Origin of the sequence: Streptomyces sp. NPDC002790 (genome assembly GCF_040295505.1) — a bacterium.
GTDB lineage: Bacteria > Actinomycetota > Actinomycetes > Streptomycetales > Streptomycetaceae > Streptomyces.
Genome location: NZ_JBEOVM010000027.1, coordinates 1 through 11715, shown reverse-complemented (window position 1 = coordinate 11715; position 11715 = coordinate 1). Strand labels below are relative to the sequence as shown.

The following is an 11715-nucleotide window of genomic DNA, read 5'->3' as shown; positions in this document are numbered from 1 at the left end:
TGGCGGATGAATCCGGCTGGCCGCAAGCTAGCAGACGTCGATCATGGACAGGAATAGCGTCTACATACGAGAACGTCATCCTCCATCCCTTGCGGGCCTCACGACCAACTCCCCTGCCTGCGCAATCTCTTGACGCGTCTCAGAAACTACACTTACCTTGCGTCCACAAATTGAAACGGCGTCTACATCCGTGGACATGCTGGTGCCTGTCGCGGTGGAGGAAGCCCCATGCCCCCTGTTCCCATCCCCGGCCGGGCCCGAGCCGGCGCGCTCCGCCGGCGGGCGGCCCTCGCGTCGGCGCTCGTCGTCTGCACGCTCGCCGCGAGCGGCTGCACCGTGGCCAACAGCGCGTCGGTGACGGCGGGCAAGGACACACTGCGCGTCGTACTGCCGGAGGAGCCGCCCACCCTCGAACCCTGCGAGTCCTCGCTGACCTCCACCGGCGTGGTGGTGCGCTCCAACATCACCGAGCCGCTGACCGAGCGCGATCCGCGTTCGGGCGAGCTCCGGCCGAAGCTCGCGACCTCCTGGAAGCGCACCTCCGCCACCCAGTGGACGTACACCGTCCGCGAGGGAGTCCGGTTCAGTGACGGTTCGCGGTTCGACGCGAAGGACGCCGCGTACTCCATCGACCGCGCGGTCAACTCGAAGCTCGGCTGCAACGTCGAGGGCTACGTCTTCGGGGACATGGACGTGAAACTGTCGACGCCCGACGCCCGCACGCTGAAGGTGACGACCCCCGAGGCGGACCCGATCCTGCCGCTGCGGCTCTCCTTCGTCGAGATGGTGCCGACGTCGACCGACGCGAAGAAGAAGGTGCGCGAGCCGATCGGCACGGGCCCGTACCGGATAGCCGACTGGGAGCCGGGTCTGCGGCTCTCCCTCGCCGCCAACAAGCGGTACTGGGGCAAGACGCCCGACTACCGCAAAGCCCTCTACCAGTGGCGCCCCGAAGGCAGCGTCCGCGCCGCCATGGTCACCAACGGCGAGGCGGACGTGGCCACTTCGCTCGGCCCGCAGGACGGGGCGGGCGACACCGCGGTCACGTATCCGAACAACGAGACCACCGCGCTGCGCATGCAGCTCGGTGAGGCGCCGCTCAACGACAAGCGGGTGCGCCAGGCGATCAACTACGCGATCGACCGCAAGGGCATCGTCGACTCCCTCTACCAGGGCGACGCCAAGGCCGCGTCCCAGCTCGTGCCCTCCGGGATCACCGGGTACGACAAGGGTCTCAAGCCCTGGCCGACCGACCTCTCCAAAGCGCGCAAGCTCCTGTCGGAGGCGAAGGCCGACGGGGTCGATGTCGGGAAGCAGATCCGGCTGATCAGCCGGACCGCGCTCTTCCCGAAGGTCGACGAGACCGTGCAGGTCATCCAGAACGAGCTGGCGGGGATCGGGCTCAACGTCAAGATCCAGATGAAGGACACCGCGGGCAGCACGGAGTTCCAGGAGCGGCCGTTCCCCAAGGACACGGGGCCGTACCTGCTGCTCATCCAGCACGGGAACCAGGCCGGTGACGCTGCCTTCTCCATGGACCAGTACCTGCTGAGCGAGGGGTTCCAGAGCTCCGGCGGGACGGTGGCCTTCGACCGGAAGATCCGTGCGGCGGAGGCGCTCACCGGGGAGCGGAGGCAGCGGGCGCTGGGGGAGGTGTTCGCCCGGGAGCCGGTGGAGGTTGCGCAGTACGCGTATGTGGCGCACATGTATGGGATCACTGCGTTGGGCGATGCGGTTCGGTACCGGCCGAACTCGGCGACGGGGGACGAGATGCGGTTGGCCGAGTTCCGCCACGCCGAGTGATGGCGGTGGGACCTCCTCCGCTCCCGGGGCGCTGCCCCGGACCCCGCTGCTCAATCGCCGCAGGGGCTTGAAATGCGGGCCCCGCCGACTCACCTCCGAAGGCAGGACTTGAAAACAGGCCCCGCCGACTCGCCTCCGAGGGCGGGACTTGAAAACAGGCCCCGCGCGTCAATCGCCGGCGGGGCTTGAAAGACGGGCCGCCTCGCCCTCCATGAGAAGCGGACCGCCCAGCCTCCCGGGCTTGACCAACTCCCTCCGAACCTAGGGACAGCGATGTTCCCCTTCCTCCGCCGTCGGACACTCACCAGCATCCTGCCGCTGCTCGCCGTGCTCCTCGGGGTGTTCGTGCTCGCGCGGCTCACCGGCGATCCGTCGTCCTTGTATCTGCCCGAGTCCGCCACCCCGGCCCAGCGCGCCGCCTTCGCCGCCCGCAATGGTTTCGACGATTCGATCTGGCAGCAGATCGCCGACTACTTCGGTGGCGTCTTCCAGCTGGACTTCGGTGAGTCGCTGCGTACCGGCGAGTCCGCGGCGACGATGGCGTTGCGGGCCTTCCCCGCCACGCTGCAACTCGCCTTCGCGACGATGCTGATCGCCGTGATCGGCGCGGTGGCCATCGGCAGTTGGGCGGCGTTCCGGCCCAACTCCCTTGCGGACCGCGTCTCTTCGTTCCTGTCCATGACCGCCGCGAGCGTCCCCGACTTCTGGTTCGCGATCACCGGCGTATGGATCTTCGCCGTCACGCTCGGTGCGCTGCCCACCTCGGGCGTCACCGACGGGATGCTCTCGTGGGTGCTGCCGGTGACGACGCTGGTGATCCGGCCGCTCGGCGTGCTCACCCAGGTGGTGCGCGGCGCCATGGTCTCCGCGCTCTCCGCACCGTACGTGCGCCTTGCACGCAGCAAGGGGGCCGGGAGCGTCCGCGTGGTCAGCCACCACGCGCTGCGCAACGCCGCCGCGCCCGCGCTCACCGTCGCGGGCGACCTCGCCGTCTCGCTGGTCAACGGGGCCGTGGTGGTGGAGACGATCTTCGGCTGGCCGGGCATCGGAAAGCTGATGATCGACTCCATCCTGGGCCGCGACTTCGCGGTGCTGCAGGCCGCGGTGCTGATCACCGCGATCACCATCTTCGCGCTCAACATCGTCATCGACGTCTGCTACGCGCTGCTCGACGCGCGCGTGCGCGAGACGGCGACGGCCTGAGGAGGACGCCGTGAGTACCTCGACAGACAAGCCCGCCTCCGATGCCCCGACCGCCCTGACGGAGGGCGCTTCCGCGTCCCGCGGCAGTCAAGTCCCCTTGTGGCGCATGCTGTTGCGCGACCGCGTCGCCACCGTGGCGGCCGTGCTGCTGGTCCTGATCGCGCTCACCGCGGTCCTCGGCCCGCCGCTGCTCGGCGACTCCGCCACCGACCAGGACCTGAAGAACGCCAACCAGGCGCCCTTCTCCCTCGACCACGGCTGGCTGGGCGTCCTCGGCACCGATCCGCTCGGTCAGAGCGTGCTGGCCAGGTTGATCGTCGCCGCCCGCACCACGTTCAGCGTGGCCGTGCCCGCGGTGCTGCTCGCGCTGGCCGTCGGCTCGGTCATCGGCATGTGGGCGGGCTACCACCGCGGCCGCAGGGAGACGGTCGCGATGCGCGTGGCCGACGTCATCATGAGCTTCCCCTCGCTGCTCATGGCAGTCGTCGTGCTGTACGTCTTCTCGCCGAGCGTCGCCAACCTCGTGCTCGTCCTGACCGTCACCCGGCTCCCGGTCTATCTGCGCACCGCCCGCTCCGAATCCTCCGAGCTGCAGAGCCGCCTCTTCGTCGACGCGGCGCGGACCTTCGGCACGTCCAGCGGGGCGATCATCCGCCGGCACGTGTTCCCGATCGTGCTGCCGACGCTGCTGACCCTCGCGACGCTCGAATTCTGTTACGTGATGCTCGCCGAGTCCTCGCTGAGCTTCCTCGGCATCGGCATCCAACCGCCCGATGTCAGCTGGGGGTTGATGGTCTCGCAGGGGCGGACGTACTTGCAGAGCGCGTGGTGGCTGACGTTCTTCCCCGGCCTGGCCATCGTCGTCACGACGGTCTCCGCGACCGTGCTCGCCTCCTGGGCGCGGCTCGCCACCGACCCCGCGCAGCGCTGGCGTCTCGCACTGCCCCGCAAGGCGCGACGCCGCGCCGCCCCGGCTCCCAAGGAGGCCACGTCGTGACCGCAACCGCCCTTGAAGTGGACGGCCTCAGCGTCGACATCCGCACCCCGCACGGCACCGTACGCGCCGTGGACAAGGTCGGTTTCCGGGCGCGACGCGGCCGTACGCTGGCCCTGCTCGGCGAGTCCGGCTGCGGCAAGTCGATGACCGCGCAGGCCATCGTCTCGCTGCTCGACCCGGCCGCCGAGGTGAGCGCGGGCCGGGTACTGCTCGACGGCACCGATCTGGTCGCGGCCGACGAACGGACCCGCCGCGCGCTCGCCGGGCCCGAGCTGGCCATCGTCTTCCAGGACGCGCTCACCGCCCTCAACCCGGTCTACACGGTGGGCACCCAGCTCGCCGAGCCGTTCCGCATCCACCGCGGGATGTCCCGCAAGCAGGCCCGCAAGGAAGCGATCGAGCTGATGGCGCGGGTCGGCATCCCGGAGCCGGAGAGCCGGGTGGACGCCTATCCGCACCAGTTCTCCGGCGGCATGCGCCAGCGCCTCCTGATCGCCATCGCGGTCGCCCTCTCGCCGTCCGTGCTCCTCGCCGACGAGCCGACGACCGCGCTCGACGTGACCGTGCAGGCGCAGATCATGCAGCTGCTGCGGGACCTGCGCGCGGAGCGGGACATGAGCGTCGTACTGATCACCCACGACCTGGCCCTCGTCTCCGAGCAGGCCGACGAGGTCGTGGTGATGTACGCGGGCACGGTCGTCGAGTCGGGTCCCGTACGCGAGGTGTTCGGCGCGCCCCGACACCCGTACACGAAGGGCCTGTTGGACTCGGTGCCGGTGCACGCGGCACGCGGCGAGGAGCTGCGGTCCATCGGCGGCTCCCCGCCGGACCTGCACTCGATCCCACCCGGCTGCGTCTACCAGGACCGCTGCCCGCTGGTGCGCGACCTGTGCCGCGCGCGGCGCCCCGAACCGGCCGAGGTCGCGCCGGACCGCACGGCCGCCTGCCACTTCTCCGACGAGGTGACCCGATGACCGACAAGCCGCTGCTCCAAGTACGCGAGCTCACCAAGACGTTCCCGGCCCAGGGCGCAGGCAAGGGGCGCCGGCTGCGCGCCCTGAACGGCATCTCCTTCGATCTGGAGCGCGGCGAGACCCTCGGCCTCGTCGGCGAATCGGGCTGCGGAAAGTCCACGCTCGCCCGCACCCTGCTCATGCTGGAGCGGCCCGACGGCGGCAGCGTCCGCTTCGACGGCGTGGACCCGTTCGCGCTCAAGGGGGCGGAGTTGCTGGCGTGGCGGCGCCAGGTCCAGATGGTGTTCCAGGACCCGTTCGCCTCGCTCAACGCCCGGATGACGGCCGGCGAGATCATCGGCGAACCGTGGCGCACCCACAGGTCCCTGCACCGCACGGCGGCCGAACGCTCCACCCGCGTACGGGAGTTGCTCGATCTCGTCGGGCTGCGCAAGGGTGACGAGCAGCGCTACCCGCAGGAGTTCTCCGGCGGCCAGCGCCAGCGCATCGGCATCGCCCGTGCGCTCGCCCTCTCCCCCGACGTCATCATCTGCGACGAGCCGGTCTCCGCGCTCGACCTGTCCGTGCAGGCGCAGGTGCTCAACCTCCTCAACGACCTGCAACGGCAGCTCGGCGTCAGCTACCTCTTCATCTCCCACGACCTGTCGGTGGTCCGGCACGTCGCGGACCGTGTGATGGTGATGTACCTGGGCGGCGTCGTCGAACAGGGCGACACGGAGTCCGTCTTCGACCGCGCCCTGCACCCGTACAGTTCGGCGCTGATGTCGGCCGCGCCGTCCCTCGACGCCGACGCGCGCCGTGAACACATCGTCCTCCAGGGCGAGTTGCCGTCCCCGCTTTCGCCGCCGTCCGGCTGCCGCTTCCGCACCCGCTGCTGGAAGGCGACCGACGTGTGCGCCTCGGCGGCGCCCGACCCGGCCGTCGATCCACGGGACCCGGGGCACACGGCGGCCTGCTTCCATCCGCTGGAGGAGACCTCGGGACTGGTGACCGCGGGCGGCGACGGCGCGTGACACTCACCGGCTATCTGGCCGTCGCGGTCGCGGTGGTGCTCGCGTCCTGTCTTCAGGCGTCCATCGGTTTCGGCATGGGGATGCTCGCCGCACCGGTGGTCGCCGTCGTGGACCCGTCCCTCGTGCCGGGAACGCTGATCATCCAGGCGGGCGTGCTCACCCTCCTCGTGACGGTGGCCGAGCGGCAGCACATCGATCTGCGGGGCACGGGCTGGGCGCTGGTCGGCCGGGTGCCCGGCACCGTCGCGGGGGCGCTGCTCGTGACCGCGCTGCCGCCCGAGGGCCTCGCCCTGATGCTGTCCGGCGTGGTGCTCCTGGGCGTCGTACTGACCTGCTTCGGCTGGGCGCCGCGACCGCACCGTCCGGTCCTGGTCCTCGCCGGTTCCGCGTCGGGGCTCCTCGGCACCGCGACCTCGATCGGCGGCCCGCCGATGGCCCTGGTGTGGCAGGGCAAGGACGCACCGGTGCTGCGCGGCACCATGAGCGGCTTCTTCCTCATCGGCTCGGTGCTGTCCGTCGCGACGCTGGCGACCACGGGGGCCATCGGTTCACACACGCTCCGGATGTCGGCCGTACTCGCTCCCGCATCCGTCCTCGGCTACGTGCTCTCGCGCTACGTCAACCGCTTCATGGACGCGCGCCGGCTGCGCTGGGCCGCGATCGGAGTGTCGACGCTGGGGGCGGTGCTGCTGATCGGGGAGCAACTCGTGTGACCTGACCTGCGGTACGACCGTCAGCTCCGCACACGGCCGTCAGCTCCGCACCAGATTGCGCAGCGGCCGCCCCTCCGCGAGCGCCTCGACGTTCGACCTGATGTCCTCCGCCCGGCCGCGGAAGGTCTCCTCGGTGTGGCCGGACTGGTGCGGCGTGAGCACCACGTTGGCGAACCCGGTGAAGTCCAGGTGCGAGGGCGGCGGCGCCGCGGGCTCGCGCGGGTTGCGCCACCACACGTCGAGGCCCGCCCCGGCGATCGTGCCGTCGCTCAGCGCCGCGTGCAGCGCCTTCTCGTCGACGACCGGGCCGCGGGCGACGTTGACGAGGACGGCGGAGCGCTTCATCGCGGCGAGCGCGGCGGCGTCCACGAGCCCACGCGTCTCCTCGCTCAGCGGCACCGTCACCACGACCACGTCGCAGGCGCCCAGCAGCTCGTGCAGCCGGTCCTGACCGCCCACCCACTCCAGGTCCGCACCGGCAGGCGGTGGAGCGCCCGGATCACGCCGTACGGCACGCACCCGCATGCCCAACGCGCCCGCCACCCGCGCCACTTCGCCGCCGATCTCGCCCATGCCGAGGACACCGATGGTGCGTCCGGCGAGGACCCCGCCGAAGGGGTAGCCCTCGTCGACGACGGCGTTGCGCCAGACACCGGCCCGCATGTCCCGCTCGCCGCGCGCGACGTCGCGCAGCAGCATCATCGACACCATCACCACGTGTTCGGCGATGGACCGGCCGTGGTGGAAGGTGTTCGCGACCCGCACCCCGGGCCGCAGCGCGTCCAGCGGGATCTTGTCGTAGCCGGCCCCGGTGACGTGCAGCAGCCGCAGCCGCCCCATCCCGGCCAGCAGCTCGCGGTCGGCCGCCGAGCACACGAGGACGTCGGCGGTGGCCGCGGCGGCGGCGCGGGCCTCGGGGTCGTCCCCGTACGCGAAGGTCCAGCGATGCGCGCCGCCTTCGGTGAGTACGTCCCTGAACCGCCCCATGACCGGTTCGGTGACCAGGACCTCCAGCGGCCGCGCCGCTCCCCCGCTCACCACCGCGGCACCGTCGGGTCGAACTCCGGCTGGAAGCGGCGCATGTAGGCGGTGTCGTCGCGCTCGCGGATGCCACTGGTGAGGTACTGCTCGTGCAGCCGGGCGAGCGCGTCCCGGTCCAGCTCGACGCCGAGGCCGGGGGCGGTGGGCACGGCGACGGCGCCGTCCTCGAACGTGAGCGCGCCCGGCACGACGACGTCCTCGGCCGGGTCCTTCCACGGCCAGTGCGTGTCGCAGGCGTAGTCGAGGTTCGGGGTCGCGGAGGCGAGGTGCGTCATGGCGGCGAGGCTGATGCCCAGATGCGAGTTGGAGTGCATGGAGAGCCCCATGCCGAACGTCTCGCAGATCGCGCCGAGCCGCTGGGAGCGCCGGAGCCCGCCCCAGAAGTGGTGGTCGGAGAGCACCACCTGGACGGCCTCCTGGCGCACCGCGGGCGGCAGGTGCTTGAAGGCGACCACGCACATGTTGGTGGCGAGCGGCATCGACACCTCGCGCGCGACGCGGGCCATGTCCTCGATGCCGGGCGTCGGGTCCTCCAGATACTCGACGACCCCGTCGAGCTCCTGCCCCACCTTGACCGAACTGGCCACGCTCCAGGCCCCGTTGGGGTCGAGCCGGAGCGGCAGTCCGGGGAAGGCGGCGCGCAGCGCGCGGACCGCCTCGATCTCCTCCTCGGGCGGGAAGACGCCGCCCTTCAGCTTGATCGCGCCGAACCCGTACGCGTCGATGATGCGCCGCGCCTGCCGGACGAGCCCCTCGGGGTCGAGCGCCTCGCCCCACCCGTCCTCCTCCTGTCCCGGATGGCCGGCCCACTTGTAGAAGAGGTACGCGCTGTAGGCGACGCGGTCGCGCACGGCGCCGCCCAGCAGGTCGCTCACCGGGCGGCCGACGACCTTGCCCTGGAGGTCGAGCGCGGCGACCTCGAAGGGCGAGACGACCCGGTCGGCGAGGGAGCTGTCGGTCACCATCCCGCTCATCCCGTGCCCGCCCACGCCGCTGTCGGCGGCCAGCGACTCGTTGACCGCGCGCCAAACGCCGTTGAGGTCGAAGACGTCGATGCCGACCAAGTGCTGCCCGGCCCGCTCCAGTCGGCGCAGATGCGGCAGGTCCCCGTAGGACTCACCGAGCCCGCACAGGCCGCTGTCGGTCACGACCTCGACGACCGAGCGCAGCGCGAAGGGCTCGTGCACACCTACGGAATTGAGCAGCGGAAGGTCGCGGAACGCCACCGGCGTCACGCGCACCTCGGAGATCCGGTGCTTCTCAGTGTCAGCCATGATCGGATCCTGACACGCGTCTACGTACGTAGACAAGGCTTGCGTATGTGATTTCAGGGGGTCGGGCCAAGGGTTTCCGGCACCCTGTCGCCTACGATGATCCGGACGTTCCAGGGGGTAAGTGGCAGCGAAGAACGCCTCGTTGGGCAAGGCCCTGCTCGCCGAGCGCACCCCGGCCGAGGTCGACGCGATCAGCTGCTCGATGCCGCCGGTACGCGGACGAACCTGCGCCGCAAGGGCATCCGGTAGAGCTCTACTCGACGCCGATCAGCATCAGCGCCGACTGCCGCCCGCCGCGGTACACCACCGTGTCCACGGCCAGGTAGGACTCGCGCACATGCTGTTCGAGCGCGCCCGCGACCTCGTCGGAGACCTCCTCGCCGAGGACGAGCGTGACGAGTTCGCCGCCCGCCGCCAGCATCCGGTCGAGGATCGTGCGGGCCGTCGCGGGGACCTCGCCGCCGATCACCGCCACGTCGCCGTCGATGAGGCCGAGGACGTCGCCCGCCTGACAGATTCCCGCCATGGTCCACGACTGCCGCTCGGCGACGGCCAGTTCGCCGTACCGGGTCGCGCCCGCGGCCGAGGTCATCGCCACGACGTCCTCGTCGAAGCGCCGGTCGGGCTCGTGGACGGCGAGCGCGGCGATGCCCTGGACCGCCGAGCGGGTCGGGATGAGCGCGATCCGCAGCCCCTCGGAGCGGGCCTGCTCGGCCGCCGCCGCGGCGGTGTGCCGCAGCTCGGCGTCGTTCGGCAACAGCACCACCTCGCGCGCGTGGGCCCGCCGTATCGCGTCGACCAGCTCCCCGCTCGCGGGCGGCTCACCGGGCCGGTCGGGCACGGTCGTCGCGCCCGCCTCCCGGTAGAGCCCCGCGAGCCCGTCGCCCGGCACGACCGCCACCACGGCCCGCTGCGCACGCTCCCGCGGCGCCGAGGCATGTGTCGCGTGCACGTCACCGAGCCCGAAGTGGGTGATGCGGATGCGGTACGGGCGCCCGGCCTCGACGCCCGCCTCCACGGCCGCGCCCGCGTCGTCCACGTGTACGTGGACGTTCCACAGGCCGTCCCCGCCGACGACGACCAGCGAGTCCCCGAGGGCGTCGAGCCGGGTCCGCAGCCGGGCCACGGCCTTGTCGTCCGCTTCGAGCAGGTAGATGACCTCAAAGGCGGGACCGGGCGCGCCTTCGCCCTCGCTCCCTTCGCCCTCGCTCCCTTCGCCCTCGGGGCATTCGAGCGGTACGCCATCGGGGACGGCGGCCACGCGCGCGTGGGGGCCCGCTCCACCCCGGCGTACCGGCACCGCCTCCCCCGAGACCGCCTCGCTCAGCGCCCCCAGGACGGCCACGAGCCCACGCCCACCCGCGTCCACGACCCCGGCACTGCCCAGGGCGGCGAGCTGCCCCGGCGTCGCGTCGAGCGCCACGCACGCGCCTTCGTAGGCGGCACGGACGACGTCGCGGCAGCCCCCTTCAGTCCCGGATGCGGCCTCCGCGGCCGCCGTCGCCACGGTCAGGACGGTGCCCTCCACGGGGTGGGCGACCGCCTCGCGCGCGGCCTCGGCGGCCCGGCCCAGCGCGAGCCGCAGGGCGTCCGCGTCGGCTCCCGCGGCGTGATCTCCCTCACTGGCCCCGCCCTCGGCGAGGACCTGGGCCATGCCACGGAACAGCTGCGCGAGGATCGTCCCGGAGTTGCCCCGGGCGCCGATGAGGGCGCCGTGCGCCATGGCTCGCATCACTTCGGGGAGCGCGGGAGCGGTCGGCTCGGGGCCCGCCCCGAGCCCGGCGAAGACCGCCTCGACCGCCTGCTGGGCGGACTCCAGGGTCAGATAGAGATTGGTGCCGGTGTCCCCGTCGGCGACCGGATACACGTTGATCGCGTCTATCTCCGCGCGGTCGCGGCCGAGCGCCTCCAGCGCGAGTGAGCACCAGGCGCGCACCGCGATCACGTCGAGCACCTGCGGCACCTGCGCCTCCTCGAGCGGCTGGACTGGCACCGCACAGTAGACCGCGGAAGGTAAGCGTCCGGAAAGCGGGCCCGGTCCGAAAGGCGACCCGGAAGCCGACCCCGACCAGGTCCGGAGCCCGGGCGGGCGGTCCCACCAGCCATGGTAGTTTCGTTCTACCGACGCAGCCGTTGTATGCTGCTCGGGTTGCCCGATATCCATCGGGCCATCCCCCTGGCACCGCCACTCAGATCCTCCGATCCTGATCCCGGCATGCCGGGATCAACCGTAAGAGCATCTGAAGTCTTTGGAGTGACCCGTGGCTGCCAACTGCGACGTCTGTGGCAAGGGGCCGGGCTTCGGCAACAGCATCTCCCACTCGCACCGCCGTACGCCCCGTCGCTGGAACCCGAACATCCAGCGTGTGCGTGCCGTGATCAGTGGGACGCCGAAGCGCCTCAACGCCTGCACCTCGTGCATCAAGGCCGGCAAGGTCTCGCGCTGACGTAACTTCCCCAAGCTCTCGAACACACTCGAGCAGGGGATACCCCATTGCGCGGCCACCTAGCTGGTTGCTTTAAGAAGCCGGTCCCCTCGGGGACCGGCTTCTTTTTATGCCCAAGTCCGCGCGTTTATGCCCAAGTCCGGGGGGGGGGGGGGGGCGGCCCCCCCCCCCCCCCCCCAGCCAAATACCCCCCCCCCCCCCCCCACACACACCAACCCCCCGGGTGCAAGACGGAGTATGACACCACGTA

Annotated in this window: 10 protein-coding genes; 7 read left to right on the top strand and 3 right to left on the bottom strand. The window is 71.4% G+C overall.

The genetic code is table 11. The features are described from left to right. Nucleotides 1-228 precede the first annotated feature (228 nt). From ABT004_RS15290 to ABT004_RS15265, 6 genes are all read left to right on the top strand, one after another. Complete coding sequence (locus tag ABT004_RS15290) at nucleotides 229-1803, top strand: ABC transporter substrate-binding protein (RefSeq protein WP_351336234.1); 1575 nt, start codon at nucleotides 229-231, stop codon at nucleotides 1801-1803. 273 nt (nucleotides 1804-2076) lie between these two features. Further along, nucleotides 2077-3006 (top strand): ABC transporter permease, encoded by a 930-nt coding sequence (locus ABT004_RS15285; RefSeq protein ID WP_351336231.1) that lies wholly within the window; start codon nucleotides 2077-2079, stop codon nucleotides 3004-3006. A 10-nt stretch (nucleotides 3007-3016) separates the two neighbouring features. Continuing rightward, nucleotides 3017-4003 carry an ABC transporter permease gene (locus tag ABT004_RS15280; RefSeq protein WP_351336228.1) on the top strand — a complete coding sequence of 329 codons (987 nt, stop codon included), beginning with the start codon at nucleotides 3017-3019 and terminating at the stop codon, nucleotides 4001-4003. Next, entirely contained in the window at nucleotides 4000-4977 is a 978-nt protein-coding gene (locus tag ABT004_RS15275) for an ABC transporter ATP-binding protein (RefSeq protein WP_351336225.1), read from the top strand. Before ABT004_RS15280 ends, ABT004_RS15275 begins: the two co-directional genes overlap by 4 nt. After that, on the top strand, nucleotides 4974-5990 hold the full coding sequence (locus tag ABT004_RS15270; RefSeq protein ID WP_351336222.1) for an ABC transporter ATP-binding protein: 1017 nt from the start codon (nucleotides 4974-4976) through the stop codon (nucleotides 5988-5990). Before ABT004_RS15275 ends, ABT004_RS15270 begins: the two co-directional genes overlap by 4 nt. Further along, complete coding sequence (locus ABT004_RS15265; RefSeq protein WP_351336220.1) at nucleotides 5987-6703, top strand: sulfite exporter TauE/SafE family protein; 717 nt, start codon at nucleotides 5987-5989, stop codon at nucleotides 6701-6703. Before ABT004_RS15270 ends, ABT004_RS15265 begins: the two co-directional genes overlap by 4 nt. A 39-nt stretch (nucleotides 6704-6742) precedes the next feature. On the opposite strand, the gene ABT004_RS15260 is transcribed toward ABT004_RS15265, so the two are convergent. The 3 genes from ABT004_RS15260 to ABT004_RS15250 all read right to left on the bottom strand — a co-directional run bounded on the left by ABT004_RS15260 (nucleotide 6743) and on the right by ABT004_RS15250 (nucleotide 11011). After that, nucleotides 6743-7744, bottom strand: a complete 1002-nt coding sequence (locus ABT004_RS15260) for a 2-hydroxyacid dehydrogenase (protein WP_351336219.1) — start codon at nucleotides 7742-7744, stop codon at nucleotides 6743-6745. Then, nucleotides 7738-9018 carry a glucarate dehydratase family protein gene (locus tag ABT004_RS15255; protein ID WP_351336217.1) on the bottom strand — a complete coding sequence of 427 codons (1281 nt, stop codon included), beginning with the start codon at nucleotides 9016-9018 and terminating at the stop codon, nucleotides 7738-7740. Before ABT004_RS15255 ends, ABT004_RS15260 begins: the two co-directional genes overlap by 7 nt. A gap of 253 nt (nucleotides 9019-9271) precedes the next feature. Then, nucleotides 9272-11011, bottom strand: coding sequence for a DAK2 domain-containing protein (locus ABT004_RS15250; RefSeq protein WP_351336215.1), 1740 nt, complete (start codon nucleotides 11009-11011; stop codon nucleotides 9272-9274). A 268-nt stretch (nucleotides 11012-11279) separates the two neighbouring features. Between ABT004_RS15250 and rpmB the strand changes: the two genes are divergently transcribed. Further along, nucleotides 11280-11465 carry a 50S ribosomal protein L28 gene (gene rpmB, locus ABT004_RS15245; protein ID WP_266714523.1) on the top strand — a complete coding sequence of 62 codons (186 nt, stop codon included), beginning with the start codon at nucleotides 11280-11282 and terminating at the stop codon, nucleotides 11463-11465. Nucleotides 11466-11715 lie beyond the last annotated feature (250 nt).

Coding starts and splice junctions, on each gene's coding strand:
- ABT004_RS15290 (WP_351336234.1), top strand. CDS start 229: ATGCCCCCTGTTCCCATCCCCGGCCGGGCCCGAGCCGGCGCGCTCCGC.
- ABT004_RS15285 (WP_351336231.1), top strand. CDS start 2,077: ATGTTCCCCTTCCTCCGCCGTCGGACACTCACCAGCATCCTGCCGCTG.
- ABT004_RS15270 (WP_351336222.1), top strand. CDS start 4,974: ATGACCGACAAGCCGCTGCTCCAAGTACGCGAGCTCACCAAGACGTTC.
- ABT004_RS15255 (WP_351336217.1), bottom strand. CDS start 9,018: ATGGCTGACACTGAGAAGCACCGGATCTCCGAGGTGCGCGTGACGCCG.